Source organism: Thiobacillus denitrificans DSM 12475, from assembly GCF_000376425.1.
GTDB lineage: Bacteria > Pseudomonadota > Gammaproteobacteria > Burkholderiales > Thiobacillaceae > Thiobacillus > Thiobacillus denitrificans.
This window is the reverse complement of the sequence record NZ_AQWL01000005.1, coordinates 259,389-274,816: the sequence shown is the minus strand read 5'-3', so window position 1 is coordinate 274,816 and position 15,428 is coordinate 259,389. Positions and strand designations below refer to the sequence as shown.

The 15,428-nt window shown below is 62.2% G+C and carries 16 protein-coding genes and 1 tRNA gene; 7 read left to right on the top strand and 10 right to left on the bottom strand.

Annotation, left to right across the window (positions count from 1 at the left end; genetic code table 11):
* Nucleotides 1-11: 11 nt before the first annotated feature.
* Nucleotides 12-1,052 carry an efflux RND transporter periplasmic adaptor subunit gene (locus tag B059_RS0110200; protein ID WP_018078152.1) on the bottom strand — a complete coding sequence of 347 codons (1,041 nt, stop codon included), beginning with the start codon at nucleotides 1,050-1,052 and terminating at the stop codon, nucleotides 12-14.
* 237 nt (nucleotides 1,053-1,289) lie between these two features.
* Entirely contained in the window at nucleotides 1,290-1,619 is a 330-nt protein-coding gene (locus B059_RS0110195; protein ID WP_018078151.1) for an ArsR/SmtB family transcription factor, read from the bottom strand.
* A 162-nt stretch (nucleotides 1,620-1,781) separates the two neighbouring features.
* On the opposite strand from B059_RS0110195, the gene gpmI reads away from it, so the two are divergent.
* The 5 genes from gpmI to B059_RS0110170 all read left to right on the top strand — a co-directional run bounded on the left by gpmI (nucleotide 1,782) and on the right by B059_RS0110170 (nucleotide 7,294).
* Complete coding sequence (gene gpmI, locus B059_RS0110190; protein WP_018078150.1) at nucleotides 1,782-3,323, top strand: 2,3-bisphosphoglycerate-independent phosphoglycerate mutase; 1,542 nt, start codon at nucleotides 1,782-1,784, stop codon at nucleotides 3,321-3,323.
* Nucleotides 3,324-3,352: 29 nt separating this feature from the next.
* The gene (locus B059_RS0110185) at nucleotides 3,353-4,603 is read left to right on the top strand and encodes a murein hydrolase activator EnvC family protein (protein WP_018078149.1); all 1,251 of its coding nucleotides are present in this window, start codon (nucleotides 3,353-3,355) and stop codon (nucleotides 4,601-4,603) included.
* Between the two features lies 1 nt (nucleotide 4,604).
* Nucleotides 4,605-6,011 carry a S41 family peptidase gene (locus tag B059_RS0110180; protein ID WP_018078148.1) on the top strand — a complete coding sequence of 469 codons (1,407 nt, stop codon included), beginning with the start codon at nucleotides 4,605-4,607 and terminating at the stop codon, nucleotides 6,009-6,011.
* A 147-nt stretch (nucleotides 6,012-6,158) separates the two neighbouring features.
* Nucleotides 6,159-6,491 (top strand): hypothetical protein, encoded by a 333-nt coding sequence (locus tag B059_RS0110175; protein WP_245538772.1) that lies wholly within the window; start codon nucleotides 6,159-6,161, stop codon nucleotides 6,489-6,491.
* Nucleotides 6,492-6,505: 14 nt separating this feature from the next.
* Nucleotides 6,506-7,294, top strand: a complete 789-nt coding sequence (locus B059_RS0110170; RefSeq protein WP_018078146.1) for a HesA/MoeB/ThiF family protein — start codon at nucleotides 6,506-6,508, stop codon at nucleotides 7,292-7,294.
* Here the strand turns inward: B059_RS0110170 and slmA are convergent.
* From slmA to rpsU, 6 genes are all read right to left on the bottom strand, one after another.
* A complete protein-coding gene (slmA, locus tag B059_RS0110165) occupies nucleotides 7,265-7,849 on the bottom strand; it encodes a nucleoid occlusion factor SlmA (RefSeq protein WP_018078145.1) in 585 nt (194 codons plus the stop codon). The two genes, B059_RS0110170 and slmA, sit on opposite strands and share 30 nt — an antisense overlap.
* Nucleotides 7,850-7,902: 53 nt before the next feature.
* Nucleotides 7,903-7,979: transfer RNA gene (locus tag B059_RS0110160), tRNA-Ile, on the bottom strand.
* 34 nt (nucleotides 7,980-8,013) lie between these two features.
* Nucleotides 8,014-9,879 (bottom strand): RNA polymerase sigma factor RpoD, encoded by a 1,866-nt coding sequence (gene rpoD / locus B059_RS0110155; protein ID WP_026177433.1) that lies wholly within the window; start codon nucleotides 9,877-9,879, stop codon nucleotides 8,014-8,016.
* Between the two features lie 165 nt (nucleotides 9,880-10,044).
* Nucleotides 10,045-11,742 (bottom strand): DNA primase, encoded by a 1,698-nt coding sequence (gene dnaG / locus B059_RS0110150; protein WP_018078143.1) that lies wholly within the window; start codon nucleotides 11,740-11,742, stop codon nucleotides 10,045-10,047.
* A gap of 39 nt (nucleotides 11,743-11,781) precedes the next feature.
* Nucleotides 11,782-12,228 (bottom strand): GatB/YqeY domain-containing protein, encoded by a 447-nt coding sequence (locus B059_RS0110145; protein ID WP_018078142.1) that lies wholly within the window; start codon nucleotides 12,226-12,228, stop codon nucleotides 11,782-11,784.
* 30 nt (nucleotides 12,229-12,258) lie between these two features.
* Nucleotides 12,259-12,471 carry a 30S ribosomal protein S21 gene (gene rpsU, locus B059_RS0110140; protein ID WP_018078141.1) on the bottom strand — a complete coding sequence of 71 codons (213 nt, stop codon included), beginning with the start codon at nucleotides 12,469-12,471 and terminating at the stop codon, nucleotides 12,259-12,261.
* 97 nt (nucleotides 12,472-12,568) lie between these two features.
* Here rpsU and tsaD point away from each other — a divergent pair, with 97 nt between their 5' ends.
* A complete protein-coding gene (gene tsaD / locus B059_RS0110135) occupies nucleotides 12,569-13,576 on the top strand; it encodes a tRNA (adenosine(37)-N6)-threonylcarbamoyltransferase complex transferase subunit TsaD (RefSeq protein ID WP_018078140.1) in 1,008 nt (335 codons plus the stop codon).
* A gap of 1 nt (nucleotide 13,577) precedes the next feature.
* Here tsaD and B059_RS0110130 read toward each other — a convergent pair whose 3' ends face one another.
* Complete coding sequence (locus tag B059_RS0110130) at nucleotides 13,578-14,378, bottom strand: hypothetical protein (protein ID WP_018078139.1); 801 nt, start codon at nucleotides 14,376-14,378, stop codon at nucleotides 13,578-13,580.
* 16 nt (nucleotides 14,379-14,394) lie between these two features.
* Nucleotides 14,395-14,997 carry a glycerol-3-phosphate 1-O-acyltransferase PlsY gene (plsY, locus tag B059_RS0110125; RefSeq protein WP_018078138.1) on the bottom strand — a complete coding sequence of 201 codons (603 nt, stop codon included), beginning with the start codon at nucleotides 14,995-14,997 and terminating at the stop codon, nucleotides 14,395-14,397.
* A 68-nt stretch (nucleotides 14,998-15,065) separates the two neighbouring features.
* On the opposite strand from plsY, the gene B059_RS0110120 reads away from it, so the two are divergent.
* Nucleotides 15,066-15,428 carry a dihydroneopterin aldolase gene (locus B059_RS0110120; RefSeq protein ID WP_018078137.1) on the top strand — a complete coding sequence of 121 codons (363 nt, stop codon included), beginning with the start codon at nucleotides 15,066-15,068 and terminating at the stop codon, nucleotides 15,426-15,428.

The following is a 15,428-nucleotide window of genomic DNA, read 5'->3' as shown; positions in this document are numbered from 1 at the left end:
CGTATCCCCGCTTACTGGACGGACCGGTTGGCGGCGCTTTTGGCATAAATCCCGGCCTTGACCGGTTCGAGCGCAATGACGTCGCCCGGGTTGAGGCCGGCCAGCACCTCCACCTGTCCGCGCGCATTGGGGGTGCCCAGGCGAATCTGCCGCAGGCTCACCTTGTTCTGTTTCACCACATAGACCGCGGTGATTTCGGAACGGCGCACCACGGCGCTGACCGGGATGCTGAGCTTGCGCGCGCTGGCCACCGAAAAATGCGCCCGCGCGAACATGCCGGGGATGACGCCTTCTAGATTGGCCGGCAGGTCGATGCGCACCTTGACGGTGTGGGTGGCGGCATCCGCCGACGGCAGCACGGTGACGCCGGTGGCATCGATCCATTTGTCGAGCGAAGGAATTTCAATCGCGACACGCGGCGCGGTTTTCACCTCGGCCAGCTTGTATTGGGGAATGTTGGCGATCACCCGCATGTCCTTGGGGTCGAAACCGGTCATCAGGGGTTTTCCGGGCGTCACGGTTTCCCCCACCTCGACGTGACGGGCGGCGACCACCCCGGAAAATGGCGCGGTAATCACGGTGTAGCCGCTTACTGCTGCGGATTGCCCTGCCCCGGCACGGGCCGCGCGAGCGGCCGCTTCGGCCGCGCGGAATTCGGCGGTGGCGCGGTCGAGTGCGGCCTGGCTGATGAATTTCTGCTGGAACAGCTGCTGCTGGCGCTCGTAATGGGCACGTGCGTTGGCCAGCGTGGCGGTGGCCTGCGCCACCTGCGCCTGGCTGCCCGCCACGGCGGAGGACAGTTCCTGCGCCGACAGCCGCACGATCACCGAGCCCGCCTTGACGTAATCGCCGGCATCGAAATTGACCGTCGCCACGCGTCCCGATACCTGGGCGGCGACGGTCGATTGCTTGACGGCTTCAACCGTGGCTTCGGTGGAGTAGCCGCTGTCGGTCATCTGGTATTGCACCGGGGCAACGGCGAAAGGCAGGGCGGCCCAGGCGGAAGGAGAGGCAAGGATGACGCAGGCAAGTAGGCGGGCGGGGTTCAGCACAGATGCGACTCCGTAAAACGATCCATTAGAATAATCTAATTTATCATTTAATTCAATTATTTGGGATGTGTTTTCAACCCGGGTGCTAGCGTTGCGACAGTTTCAAGTATGCCCCACCTAGGGGTGCTGATCCACTGTACCCGCAGATGCGCGCGGAGAACCGTACGCAGCTATCGCACCGTAAAAACAAAGCCCGGCACGTTTGCGCGTGGCCGGGCCTGGGATGTCGCTGGCTTGTTACTTGGTGAAACCGCAGAAAACGTCGCGCATCATTCCCAGGAGCTTCAACGTGCGGGTGTCGCCGACACGATAAAACACGCGGTTGGCCTCCTTGCGGGTACGCAGCACGCCCTTGTCGCGCAGGATGGCCAGGTGTTGCGAGATATTGCTTTGCGACGTGCCGACATGGTCGACGATGTCCTGCACGCTGACTTCCTTGTCGCCCAGAACACAAAGGATTTTCAGCCGCAGCGGATGCGACATGGCTTTCATCGCACGCGAAGCCTGTTCGATGTGCTCGTCCTTGTCCATGAGGTCCACTTCATCCCAATCAGCTGCCATATTCATTACCTCGATCCTGTTCGTGTAGTACTCTACGCAGCGCGGTTTTTTGCCGTGATCCGCGTGATGCTGCATGTTTAAGCAACATGTTGCGTTATGTATAGATTAGCAATCATGCATATATTAAAATAATCCCATGAAAACGAGTCAGGTTATATAAATTTTTTCATGAAGACCTCGCCGGTTCTCCTTCTCATACTTGACGGTTTCGGTTGCCGTGCGGAGCACGCGGACAACGCGATCGCACAAGCCGAAAAACCCAACTGGGATCGTCTCTGGAAGCATAACCCACACACCCTGATCCACGCCTCCGAGTCCGAAGTGGGGCTGCCCAAGGGGCAAATGGGGAATTCCGAGGTGGGGCATCTCAACATCGGCGCGGGACGCGTGGTGTATCAGGAGTTCACCCGCATCGACCACGCCATCGAATCCGGTTATTTCTACAGCAATCCGGCGCTGCTGAATGCGGTGCATCGGGTGCGCGACCAGGACCGGACCCTGCATGTTCTGGGCCTGCTGTCGGACGGCGGTGTGCACAGCCACGAATCGCACTTCCATGCCTTGCTTGAACTGGCGGCACGCGAAGGGCTGCACAAAGTGTGTCTGCACGTGTTTCTGGATGGCCGCGACACGCCGCCGAAAAGCGCCGAGATCTACTTGCGCCGCCTGGCCGAAAAAATCGAACAGACTGGCGTCGGCCACATCGCGTCGATGATCGGCCGCTACTATGCGATGGACCGCGACCGCCGCTGGCAACGGGTCAAGTCGGCGTATGATTTGCTGACGCAGGGACGCGCCGAGTTCCGCGCGGACAACCCGTTGGCCGGGCTGGAGGCCGCTTATGCTCGCGGCGAGACCGATGAGTTCATCAAGGCCACCGCGATCCTGGCGCCGGACGCCAAGCCGGTAAGGATGGAAGACGGTGACGCGGTGATCTTTCTCAACTTCCGCTCCGACCGTGCACGGCAACTGTCGCGGCCGTTCATCGAACTCGATTTCAGCGAATTCGAACGCGAAGTCACGCCGCGACTGGCCACTTATTGCACGTTGACCGGCTACAGCGACGATTTTGACGTGTCGGTCGCGTTTCCGCCCGAGCGCATCAAGAATGGCCTTGGCGAATACGTCGCCAACCTCGGCTTGCGCCAGCTGCGCATTGCCGAAACCGAAAAGTATCCGCACGTCACTTTCTTTTTCAACGGTGGCGAGGAAATCTCCTTTCCTGGCGAAGATCGCGTGCTGGTGCCGTCGCCCGATGTCGCAACCTACGATCTCAAGCCCGAAATGAGCGCTTTCGAGGTCACCGACAAACTGCTCGCGGCAATCAACGGCAAACAGTACGACGTCATCGTCTGCAACTACGCCAACCCGGACATGGTGGGGCATACCGGTGATCTGCAGGCGGCGATCAAGGCAATCGAAACCGTCGACATCTGCCTGGGCCGAGTGGTGGAGGCGCAACTGGCGCGCGGTGGCGAAGTGCTGGTGACGGCCGACCACGGCAACGCCGAACTGATGCGCGACGCCGAAACCGGACAGCCATATACCGCGCATACCCTGAATCTGGTGCCGCTCATCTACATCGGCCGGCGTCACGCCACGCTGGCCAAAACCGGCGCGCTCGAAGATATCAGCCCGACCCTGCTGAAAATGATGGGATTGCCGCAACCCCCTGAAATGACCGGTGAAGCCCTGCTTCAATTTGAGTAAGCCCGTCCGCTTCGGGTAAGCTCGGCAGGGTGAACTTCAAACAATTTCTCCTCCTGCTGGCGCTGCTGGGACCTCTGGGGGTCGGCGCCAACCAGGTCGAACGCAGGCAATCCGAGCTCGACGCGCTCAAGCAGCGTCTGCAAACCCTGCAGACGGAGTTTCGCAACACGCAGGCGCACCGCCAGGAAGCGGCCGACGAACTGCGTCAATCCGAGCGCGCCATCAGCAGCGCAGTGCGTCAGCTGCGCGAGCTGGACGGCGAGCGCCAGCGCACCGATAGCGATCTGCAGACGCTGATGCAGCAGGCTGAAGCCGTTGCGGCACGTATTCGCCAGCAACAGGCGAGCCTGGGACAGGCACTCAAGGCCGCCTACCAGCGCGGGCAGGGCGATGCGTTCAAACTCATCCTCAATGGCAGCGATCCCAATCAGTCCGCGCGCGACCTGCGCTATCTGGCGCACCTGTCGCGTGCCCGGCATGCCCAGATCGAGACGCTGCGCGCCGATCTCGCCCACCTGGCGGCATTGCAGCAGCAGACCGCGCAAAAAACGACCGAGTTGACGCAGTTGCAGGCGGCGCACGAGGCCGAGCAAAAAAAGCTGCTGGCCGATAAGCGTGCCCGCGAGGCGGTACTGCAGAATCTGTCGGCGCAAATCCAGCAGCAGCGGCGTGAAATATCCAACCTGAAACGCGACGAGCGCAGCCTGACCCAATTGGTGGAGCGCCTCAGCCGCCTGATGGCGCAGCAGGCAGCACGCGAGGCGGCGCGCGCCCGTGCTGCACAGCAGGCGCAGAAATCCCCGAAGGCCGAGACGAACGTGGCCGGCCAGCCGCGCCGTGCAGTGGCCGTGAATACCGAAACGCCGGTGGCGTTTCGCTCGGAACGGCCTTTTTCGAAGCTGAAAGGTTTGCTGCGTTTGCCGGTTGCGGGGGAACTCATGAATCGTTTCGGGGCTCCGAGAGAGGAGGGCGGAGTGAGTTGGAAAGGCCTGTTCATCCGTGCTGCGCAAGGGTCGGCGGTGAAGGCGATCGCTGCCGGACAGGTGGTGTTTGCCGAGTGGCTGCGCGGCTTCGGCAACCTCATTATTGTCGACCACGGCGAGGGCTATATGAGCCTGTACAGCAATAATGAAAGTCTGTATAAGCAGGTTGGCGAGCGGGTTCAGCCCGGCGACGCGATCGCCGCGGTCGGCAACAGCGGTGGCCAGCCCGACTCCGGTCTGTATTTCGAAATGCGGCATCAAAGCCGCCCTGTTAATCCCCTCCTGTGGATGAAGTGAGATGACGCACAAGGCAAAATTCGTACTCGTCGGACTGGTCGGCGTACTGGCGGGCGCGGCGCTGACGGTCAACCTGTCGGCGATCGCCAACAAGGACGCGGAGACGGCGCTGCCGGTCGAGGAGCTGCGTGCCTTTACCGATGTGTTCGCCCGTATCAAGAGCGATTACGTCGAGCCGGTGGAAGACAAGAAACTGATCACGGAGGCGATCAACGGCATGCTGACCGGGCTGGATCCGCATTCCGCCTATCTGGACGCCGAAGGCTTCAAGGATCTGCAGGTGGGCACGCAGGGCGAATTCGGTGGCTTGGGCATCGAAGTCGGCATGGAAGACGGCTTCGTCAAGGTCGTTTCGCCGATCGAGGACACGCCCGCGTTCAAGGCCGGGGTCAAGCCCGGCGACCTGATCGTCAAGCTCGACGATACCCCGGTGAAGGGCATGACGCTCAACGATGCGGTCAAGCGCATGCGCGGCAAGCCGGGGGCGACCATCAAGCTCACCATCGCGCGCAAGGGCGTCGACAAGCCCATCGTGCTGACACTCACGCGAGCGGTCATCAAGATTCGCAGCGTCAAGTCCAAGCTGCTGGAAAACGGCTACGGCTATGTGCGCGTGACGCAGTTCCAGGAGCACACCGGCGAGTTGCTGGCCGAGGCCCTGGGCAAGCTGTACAAGGACAACAAGGCGCCGCTCAAGGGGCTGATTCTCGATCTGCGCAACGACCCGGGCGGTTTGCTCAATGGCGCGGTGGCGGTGACGGCGGCTTTCGTCAAGCCCGACAGCCTGGTGGTGTATACCGAGGGCCGCACCGACGACGCCAAAATGCGGCTGACCGCCAACCGTGAAAATTATCTGCGTCCGATGCAGGTCGATTATCTGAAAAACCTGCCGGACGGCGTGAAGCAGGTACCGATGGTGGTGCTGGTGAACAGCGGGTCAGCCTCGGCATCCGAAATCGTGGCGGGCGCCCTGCAGGACCACAAGCGCGCCGTCGTCATGGGCACCCGTACCTTCGGCAAGGGCTCGGTGCAGACCATCCTGCCGATCGGCAATGGCACCGCGATCAAGCTCACCACCGCGCGCTACTTCACGCCGAACGGGCGTTCCATCCAGGCCATGGGCATCGAGCCGGATATCGTGGTGGACGATCCGGCGATGCCGGAAGCGGACGACGGACTGGGAATTCGCGAGGCCGATCTCGACAGGCACCTGAGCAATCCAAACGGCGGGGAGACGGCCCCGGCGAGCAAGCCGGTCGACAGCATCAAGACGCCGCCGGCCGAGCAGCCGGGCAAGGATAAGAAACCGCTGACGCTGGAGCCGGGCGAGATCGTGTCGAAGAACGATTTTCAGGTGAATCAGGCGCTCAATCTGCTGAAAGGTCTGCAGATACTGCAGGGACGCTGAGCAAGAATGCGCTGGCGCTGCCCCGGCAGCTACAGCGCAGACGACGCGGTATATACTGTGCTTATCTAGCCTGTCGGGGGTGCCATGCGTCCGTGTGACCTCGAGAAAAACCGCGAAATCGTTTTCCATTCCTTGCCCGCGGGCCAAGTGGAACGCGCCCTTTCCTTGCTGGAAGGCCTGGAGGGCTTGCAGGTGACGCTGGGGGCGGAGGCCGACCGCCTGCTGGTGAGCTACCACATCTGCGAGTACACCCTGGAAGGGCTCGAAACCGCACTGGCGAGTCAAGGATTCCATCTCGACAACAGCCTGCTCAGCAAGCTCAAGCGCGCGCTGGCCTATTTCTGCGAGAGCGTGCAACGGCGCAATGTCGCGGCCGACGAACCGGACATCAAATCACAGCAGGCTTTCATGAAGGTCTACGAACGCCATCTGCATGGCGATTGCGACGAGACCCCCGAGGAATGGCGCGGCTATAAATAGCCGCACCGCCGTGTATGGACATGAATGACGACCAACTGCTGCGCTACAGCCGGCATATTCTGTTGCCGCAAGTCGGCGTGGACGGGCAGGCGCGCATCTCCGCAGCCGCGGTGCTGATCGTCGGTGCCGGGGGGTTGGGGTGCCCGGTGGCGCTCTATCTGGGCGCATCCGGTGTCGGCAGGTTGCTGCTGGCCGATGGCGACAGCGTCGATCTCACCAACCTGCAGCGCCAGATCGGCCACGTTAGCGCAGCAATCGGGCAGAACAAGGCCGATTCGCTCGCCCGCAGCGTGCGGGCCATCAATCCCGAAATCGAAGTGCAGCCGATTCGTCAAACGCTCGTCGGCAATGCCCTGCACGAGGCGGTGGCGGCGGTGGATCTGGTGGTCGACGCATCGGACAACTTTGCTACCCGGCATGCCGTCAACCGTGCCTGTGTGCTGCTCGGCAAGCCGTTGGTGTCGGGCGCCGCGATCGGATTCTCGGGACAACTGGCCACCTTCGATCCGCGCCATGCCAGCAGCCCCTGTTATCACTGCCTGTTTCCCGATCAGGCGGGTGAGCCCGAATTACGCTGTGCCGAGGCAGGGGTGTTTTCGCCGCTGGTCGGCGTGATCGGGGCGATGCAGGCGCTGGAGGCGCTGAAATATCTGGCCCGGGTGGGCGAGCTGCTGGTGGGCAGGCTGCTGTTGTGGGACGGCCTGCGCACCGACGCCCGCGTGATGAAGGTACCGCGCGACCCGGCCTGCCCGGTGTGCGGTCCCGACAGCAGTTCAGGCAGGGTGAGCGTCGAGCAGGCGTGACAGCAGCAGGTCGATGTCGCTGTCCGGCGCGCGGGTAAACCCGCTCTTGGCAAACTGGTGCCAGCGCCCCACCACCACGCATTGCAACAGATTGGCCAGCGGCGCGCTGAGTTCGGCCTGATTGTCGCCGGCAAAACGCAGGCATTGCCGCAACTGGGCTTCAATACGATCATGCAGTTGATTGATGCGTTTTTGCAGGCGCTCGTTTTCGTGCACCAGTGCTTCACCGATCAGTACCCGCGTCATGCCGGGATTTTTCGCCGCAAAATTCAGCAGCATGCCGAGGATGGCCCTGATCTGCGCGGACGGCGAGGGGGTGTCGGCAGTGATGCGCGCGATCAGCCCGAACAGGGTCTGTTCGATGAACTCGATCAGACCTTCGTACATCTGCGCCTTGCTGGAGAAGTGGCGGTATAGCGCCGCCTCCGACACGCCGACGCGTGCGGCGAGAGCGGCCGTGGTGATTTTCTCGGGCTGCGGTTCCTGCAGCATCGCGGCCAGCGTTTGCAGAATCTGCACGCGGCGCTCGCCGGGTTTTCTGACTTCCCCTTCCATCAGGCACTCCGCTGTTTTTATTAGGGGGTGATTATCGCTGATGTTGGGTTGAATGGTGGGTCTGCACGGACTTGAACCGTGGACCAAGGGATTATGAGTCCCCTGCTCTAACCAGCTGAGCTACAGACCCGAAAACGTAAATCCACGCACGGACGGGGCAGGGCTCACTGTTCACCGCTGCCGACGAAGCTTTTCAGCTTTTCGGAACGGGTCGGATGGCGCAGCTTGCGCAATGCCTTGGCCTCGATCTGGCGAATCCGCTCGCGCGTCACGTCGAACTGCTTGCCGACTTCTTCCAGCGTGTGGTCGGTATTCATCTCGATGCCGAAGCGCATACGCAATACCTTGGCTTCGCGCGAGGTCAGGCTGTCCAGCACTTCGCGGGTGGCGTCGCGCAAGTTGGCGTAGATCGCGGAATCGTCGGGCGAAAGCGTGCTGGAATCCTCGATGAAGTCGCCCAGATGGGAGTCTTCGTCGTCGCCGATCGGCGTCTCCATGGAAATCGGCTCCTTGGCGATTTTCATGATCTTGCGGATCTTGTCTTCCGGCATTTCCATCTTGATCGCCAGTGTCGCCGGATCGGGCTCGATGCCGGTTTCCTGCAGGATCTGGCGGCTGATGCGGTTCATCTTGTTGATGGTCTCGATCATGTGCACCGGGATACGGATGGTGCGCGCCTGGTCGGCGATCGAGCGGGTGATCGCCTGGCGGATCCACCAGGTGGCGTAGGTCGAGAACTTGTAGCCGCGGCGGTATTCGAACTTGTCGACCGCCTTCATCAGGCCGATATTGCCCTCCTGGATCAGGTCGAGGAACTGCAGGCCGCGGTTGGTGTATTTCTTGGCGATCGAGATCACCAGGCGCAGGTTGGCCTCGATCATCTCTCGCTTGGCGCGGCGCGCCTTGGCTTCGCCGGTGGACATCTGCTTGTTGACGTCCTTCAGGTTCTTGATCGGCAGGCCGACGCGATCCTGCATCGCGATGAGCGCTTCCTGGTGCGCCTTGATTTCGTACTGTACCTTGGAAAGGGTCGAGCAATAGGCCTTCTTGGCGGCGATTTCCTTGTCCAGCCAGGCCGGGTTGGTCTCGTTGCCGGGAAAGGTCTTGATGAAGTGGGGGCGCGGCATGCCCGAGCGGGCGACGCAGAATTCCATGATCTTGCGCTCGTGCGAACGCACTTCTTCCACCGCATTGCGGATCTGTTCGCATAGGCCGTCGACCTGGCGCACCGAAAAGCGGATCGCCATCAGCAGTTCGGTTACTTCGGTCTGGGCCTTCATGTGCTGCGGGCTGCCGAGGCCGAATTTGGCATGGGCGGCCTGCGCTTTCTTGTAGGCCTTGCGGATGAAGTCGAACTGTGCCAGCGCCTCGGCTTTCAGCTGCGCCAGGTTGGCGGCGGCGACCGCTGCGCTGGCGTCTTCGTCGTCCTCGTCAGTATCGTCGTTTTCGTTTTCCGCCGCTTCCTCGGTTGCTACGGCTTCGGTTTCCACTTCGACAAAACCGTCGATCAGTTCGTCGATGCGCATCTCGTCCTTTTCGACCTGCGCCGCCATGTCCAGAATCTGCTGGATGGTGAGGGGGCACGACGAAATTGCCTGCACCATGTGGCGCAGACCTTCTTCGATGCGCTTGGCGATCTCGATTTCGCCCTCGCGGGTAAGCAGGTCGACCGAGCCCATTTCACGCATGTACATGCGCACCGGGTCGGTGGTGCGGCCGAATTCGGAATCGACCGTAGTCAGTGCCTGTTCGGCCTCGGCTACCACGTCTTCGTCGGCGACGGCGGGCGCGGCTTCCTGCATCAGCAGGGTTTCGGTATCGGGCGCCTCATCGTAGACCTGGATGCCCATATCGTTGATCATGCTGATCACGCCTTCGATCTGGTCGGCGTCCAGCACTTCGTCGGGCAGGTGGTCGTTGATTTCGGCGTAGGTCAGGAAACCCCGTTCCTTGCCCAGGATAATAAGGTTCTTCAGTTGGGTGCGACGCGCCTCGGCTTCTACCGGCGTCAGCTCTTTCAAGGGGAGCAGCGCTTCGGTTTTTTTGGCGCTACCGCCTGGTTTTCTTCCACGTACAGCCACAGGCTTGTCTCCGCTCAGGTTCTGCCCGCGCAAAACGCGCACGCAGAAAAAAATCGTTTAAAAAACCGGCAATTATACCGTAAACCGGGACCTTGTCTTGACGTTTTTGTCAAGCTAGTATCGTGCCAGTTCGGTCAGTTCCTGCCGTTCTCCGGCGCTTAAACTGCTCAATGGCCGCGCGGCAAGCTCCTGCCAGCGGCGGCGACGCCAGTCATCACGCAGCTGTTTGACCGCGCCGTCGAACTCCGCGTTCCAGTCCCAGCTATCATCTTTGTCGAGCAAATCCGTCATCAGTTCATCGACGAGAGGTTCCAGCGCGCTGCCTTTAGCGGTTTCGCAGAGCGTCTGCGGTTTGAGTGGGCCGACCTCGTGGAGCCACGCCATCAATTCGCTCATGCGGCTGCTTAGCGGGTCGTTCGCATCCAGCCAGCAGGGGTCGACTTCGGCCGCACGCTGCGGGTTCATCAGCAGCGTACGAGCCAGGCTGCGTACACGCGAGGGTGCCGGGCGGCGTTGCGGGCGCTGCAAGATACGCTGGGGAACGCCGGGTCTGATCCCCATGAGGCCGAGGTCGTCGGCCTGCAAATGCGCCAGTTCGGCAATTTGTCGCCGAATCAGGCTGGCCAGCAGGGGCGCGGCAATTTTATCCAGTAGCGGCTTGGCGTCCTTGATGAGTGCGGCCCGGCCTTCCTGGCTGTCGAGCTTGCGGTCACGCGAAAGTTCGCGCACCAGAAACGCCGAGAGCGGCAGGGTGTCGGCGTCGAGTAATTGCAGAAAGGCGGCCTGGCCGCGGGTGCGGATATAGCTGTCGGGGTCTTCGCCTTCGGACAGGAACAGGAAGCTGACTTCCTTGCCGTCCTGCAGCGCTTCCAGCGAGTTTTCCAGTGCACGCCAGGCGGCCTTGCGCCCGGCCTTGTCGCCATCGAAGGCATAGATCAGGCGATCGGTATGGCGTAGCAGGGTGCGCACATGAATCGGCGTGGTGGCGGTGCCCAGCGCGGCCACGGCGTACTCCACGCCGTGTTGCGCCAGCGCGACGACGTCCATGTAGCCTTCGACGACGATGGCGCGGCCGGCAGCCTTGATTGCGGCGCGCGCTTCGAACAGTCCGTAAAGCTCGGAGCCTTTATGGAACAGCGGGGTTTCCGGCGAATTGAGGTATTTCGGCTCCCCCTGGCCGAGTACCCGGCCGCCGAAGCCGACGATCTGGCCCTTGATGTTCTTGATGGGGAACATGATGCGATCGCGGAAGCGATCGTAGCGTCGATTGTCGCCATCAATAACCAGGCCGGAGGCCGCGAGGGCGTTCGCCGTGTAATCGGCGAAAACCTGCTTCAGCGGGGACCATCCATCCGGCGCGTAACCGATGCCGTAGCGGGCGGCGATACTGCCGGTCAGCCCGCGTTGTTTCAGATAGTCGATGGCATGCGGCGTCTGCTTCAGCTGTTTTTTATAGAACTGCGCGGCTTGCTCCAGCGCGTCCCACAGCGCCGGCGGCGGCTTGGGCCGGTCGGGTTCGCCGGATTCGGGCACCGGCAGGCCCACGTCCTGGGCCAGCGCCCCGACGGCGTCGGGAAAGCTCATGTGCTCGTATTCCATCAGGAAGCCGAGCGCGGTGCCGTGTGCGCCGCAGCCGAAGCAGTGGTAGAACTGCTTGGTTGGGCTGACCGTGAAAGACGGGGTCTTTTCGCTGTGAAAGGGACAGCAGGCCTGGTAGTTCTGTCCGGCTTTCTTCAGCGGCACGCGCCGATCGATGACGTCGACGATGTCGACGCGGGCAAGCAGGGTGTCGATGAAATCGCGCGGGATCATGGTTGCCGCATGATAGACCCGGACGGGCGCCGGGGGCGCTCAGCCAGCGAGGCGGGCCTTGATCAGCGCGGAAACCCGCCCCATGTCGGCACGGCCGGCGAGGCGGGATTTCAGCAGGCCCATGACCTTGCCCATATCCTTGGCGCTGGCTGCGCCGGATTCGGCAATGGCGGCCGCAACTTCGGCCTCGACCTCGGCGGCCGAGAGCTGCTCGGGCAAGTAGTCTTGCAGGACAACGAGTTCGGCCTGTTCAGCCGCCACCAGGTCGTCCCGGCCGGCAGCCTGAAACTGGGCGATCGAATCCTTGCGCTGCTTGATGAGTTTTTCGACGATGCTGCTGACCTGCGCATCGTCCAGTTCGATGCGTTCGTCGACTTCTTTCTGCTTGATCGCAGCGAGCAGCAGGCGAATCGTACCGAGGCGCGCCGCTTCCCGGGCGCGCATGGCTGCTTTCATGTCGTCAGTAATGCGTGCCTTGAGCGACATGGCGGGACGTGATTCTGCGTGAACGCAGAATCAGTACATCTTGGGGGGAAGTTGCTGGCCGCGCAGGCGCTTGCTCTGGCGTTTGACGGCAGCGGCGAGCTTGCGCTTGCGCTCGGCGGTGGGCTTCTCGTAGAACTCGCGAGCGCGCAGTTCGGTCAACAGACCGACTTTTTCGATGGAACGCTTGAAGCGGCGCAGGGCGACATCAAACGGCTCGTTTTCTTTGACTTTGACGTGGGGCATCTGAAGTGGGCTTCCGGAGAAGCTTCCTGTGAACGGGAAAAACGAGAATAATAACAAGCCCACGAGCTTTTTTCCAGTCCCCCGCTTTACTCCCCTCATGCTGGTGCTTGGCGTCGAATCCTCCTGCGATGAAACCGGTGTTGCGCTCTACGACAGCGCGCGCGGCCTGCTTGCACATGCGTTGTATTCGCAGATCGCGATGCACAACGAATACGGCGGGGTGGTGCCTGAGCTGGCGTCGCGCGACCATATCCGGCGCGTGCTGCCGCTGACCCGCCAGGTGCTGGCGGAGAGCGGATGTACGCTGACCGACCTCGATGGCATTGCCTACACTCAGGGGCCTGGACTGGCGGGCGCCTTGCTAGTGGGTGCGGGGATGGCACGCGCGCTGGCATTCGCGCTGGATATTCCCGCGGTCGGCGTACACCATCTGGAAGGCCACATGCTGTCGCCGCTGATCTCCGATACCCCGCCCGAATTCCCGTTCGTCGCGTTGCTGGTGTCGGGCGGACACACGCAGCTGATGCGGGTATCCGGCGTCGGGTGCTATACCCTGCTGGGCGAAACGCTGGACGATGCGGCGGGCGAGGCCTTCGACAAGACGGCCCAACTGCTCGGCCTGGGCTATCCCGGCGGGCCGGCACTGTCGAAGCTGGCGGCAACGGGCGATGCCGGCCATTTCAGCCTGCCGCGACCGATGCTCAATTCGGGTGATTTCGATTTCAGTTTTTCCGGCCTGAAGACGGCGGTGCTGACGCTGGTGCGCAGGCAGGGACTGGAACAGGCGGCGGATATCGCGGCTGCATTCCAGGCCGCGGCGGTGGAGGTGCTGGTCAGCAAGAGCCTGGCCGCCTGCGCGCACAGTGGCGTGACGCGGTTGGTGGTGGCGGGGGGCGTGGGCGCCAACACGCGCCTGCGCGAACGGCTCACGCGCGAGGCGGCCGCACGCGGCATCGTCGTGTTCTACCCGAAACTGGAGTTCTGTACCGACAACGGCGCGATGATCGCCTTCGCCGGTGCGCAGCGGCTGGCGCACGCAAGTAGCGCCGATCTGACGTTTGCGGTCAAGCCGCGCTGGGATCTAGCGACGCTCGACGCGGTGTGAGCTATTGCTGGAACATGGGATAGGCCTCACGCAGGGTCTTCAGCCATTGTTCGCTGCCGGTGAGCTGCGCGATCTGCTCGGGAAACAGTAAAAAGCCCACCAGCGCCGCCATCAGGCACACCAGAATCACTGTGCCGAAAATGCTTTCCGGCCGCAATACGCCCCAGTAGCGACTGACCAGGAACAGCGTGTCTTTTCTGTGTTCCGACATCGACACCCAGCGGCGCAGCAACTTGATCGCGAGATAGGCCGCATAGCCCCCGGCCAGCGAGGCAAACACGATGCGGAACAGGGCGAACACGTCGAGCCCGCCGCCGAGATACTGGTGATACAGCCAGGACACAAAGCCCAGCGACAGCGAGGCCAGAATCGCGATGGCGACGTTAATGAACAAGCGTCGCCGCTCGCGTGCAAGGTCGCGCTGCCGCTCGATGAAGAAGCCGTCGACCTCGTGCTTGAAGTATTCGACTTTTTCCTGCACCAGTGCGGAGATTTCTGTTTTGGCGCGGATGATGCGCTCGTCCATCAGCGTGCCGAGCTTTTCGCCGGCATAGTCGACCAGTTCGCGCACATCGTCCTTGGTGAACTGCCGCTGCTCGTGGAGTTCGTCGGAAATCTTGTCGAGCTTGGCGTCGATTTCCTGGCTGGCCTGCCAGATGACATCCTTGAGTTCGGTGCCGGCCTGCGAGACGCCGACTTTCACCACATCGGCCAGGCGCTCGCCGGCGTGGTCGATCGCCTCGCGCGACACTTCGGCGAGGCTCTCCTTTGCGTGGTCGATGGTTTTGTCGAACAGGGCCATGTCGGGTGAGATGGGTCTATTTGCCGGCGCCGATGCGGGCTTCCCGGCCGGTCATCAGCTTGACGAGGTTGCTCTTGTGACGATAGACCAGCAGCAGCGCGATCACCAGCACGGTCATGGCCACGTCGCCCCAGCCCATCAGCAGACCCGCATAGACTGGAGCGAGCACGGCGGTGGTCAGCGCGGCGAGCGAGGAAATGCGAAACACTCCAGCCATGAACAGCCAGGTGGCAAGGCATGCCAGCCCGAGCCAGGGATTGAGCCCGATGAGTACGCCGAGCGCGGTGGCCACGCCCTTGCCGCCCCGAAAACGGAAAAACACCGGAAACAGGTGGCCGCTGAACACCGCCAACGCGCACAGCAGGGCAATGTCCTCGCCGAGGCCGAACTGCGGCGCCAGCATTCGCGCCAGCACCACCGCCACCCAGCCTTTCAGCGCGTCGCCAAGCAATGTCAGCACTGCAGCGGTTTTGCGTCCGGTTCGCAGCACGTTGGTGGCGCCGGGGTTGCCCGATCCGAAGCTGCGCGGGTCGGGCAGGCCCATGGCGCGACTGACGATCACTGCAAATGACAGTGAACCCAGCAGATAGGCAGCGGCAATAAACAACAGCGTGGTCATAAACAAGTCAGTAAAATGGCAAGCTTTAGGCGAGTCCGTTGGCGGGCGCGCCGCGGACAATCAAGGCAATGGATATTCTATTTTTGCGGGACTTCCGTCTCGAACTGATTATCGGCATATACGAGTGGGAACGCAAAGTGCCGCAGCCGGTGCGGCTCGATCTGGAGATCGGTCTGCCCCACAGCAAGGCTGGCGGTACCGACAACGTGGCCGACACCATCGATTACGGCGCGGTAGCCAAGCGGGTGAAGGAATTCCTACACAACGCGTCGCAGCCCATCACCCTGGTCGAATCGATCGCCGAGCACGTCGCCGCCATCGTGCGCGATGAATTCGGTGCGCCGTGGGTGAAGGTGTCGGTGACCAAGCTTGCCGTCGTGCCGGGGATCAAGGAACTCGGCATCACCATCGAGCGCGGTACGCGTCTGTGA

Bases quoted from the DNA above. Each gene is read 5' to 3' on its own strand.
- B059_RS0110130 (WP_018078139.1), bottom strand. From the start codon at position 14,378: ATGGCCCTGTTCGACAAAACCATCGACCACGCAAAGGAGAGCCTCGCC.
- B059_RS0110170 (WP_018078146.1), top strand. From the start codon at position 6,506: ATGGACATGAATGACGACCAACTGCTGCGCTACAGCCGGCATATTCTG.
- gpmI (WP_018078150.1), top strand. From the start codon at position 1,782: ATGAAGACCTCGCCGGTTCTCCTTCTCATACTTGACGGTTTCGGTTGC.
- B059_RS0110120 (WP_018078137.1), top strand. From the start codon at position 15,066: ATGGATATTCTATTTTTGCGGGACTTCCGTCTCGAACTGATTATCGGC.
- slmA (WP_018078145.1), bottom strand. From the start codon at position 7,849: ATGGAAGGGGAAGTCAGAAAACCCGGCGAGCGCCGCGTGCAGATTCTG.
- plsY (WP_018078138.1), bottom strand. From the start codon at position 14,997: ATGACCACGCTGTTGTTTATTGCCGCTGCCTATCTGCTGGGTTCACTG.
- B059_RS0110195 (WP_018078151.1), bottom strand. From the start codon at position 1,619: ATGAATATGGCAGCTGATTGGGATGAAGTGGACCTCATGGACAAGGAC.
- tsaD (WP_018078140.1), top strand. From the start codon at position 12,569: ATGCTGGTGCTTGGCGTCGAATCCTCCTGCGATGAAACCGGTGTTGCG.
- B059_RS0110145 (WP_018078142.1), bottom strand. From the start codon at position 12,228: ATGTCGCTCAAGGCACGCATTACTGACGACATGAAAGCAGCCATGCGC.
- rpsU (WP_018078141.1), bottom strand. From the start codon at position 12,471: ATGCCCCACGTCAAAGTCAAAGAAAACGAGCCGTTTGATGTCGCCCTG.
- dnaG (WP_018078143.1), bottom strand. From the start codon at position 11,742: ATGATCCCGCGCGATTTCATCGACACCCTGCTTGCCCGCGTCGACATC.
- B059_RS0110180 (WP_018078148.1), top strand. From the start codon at position 4,605: ATGACGCACAAGGCAAAATTCGTACTCGTCGGACTGGTCGGCGTACTG.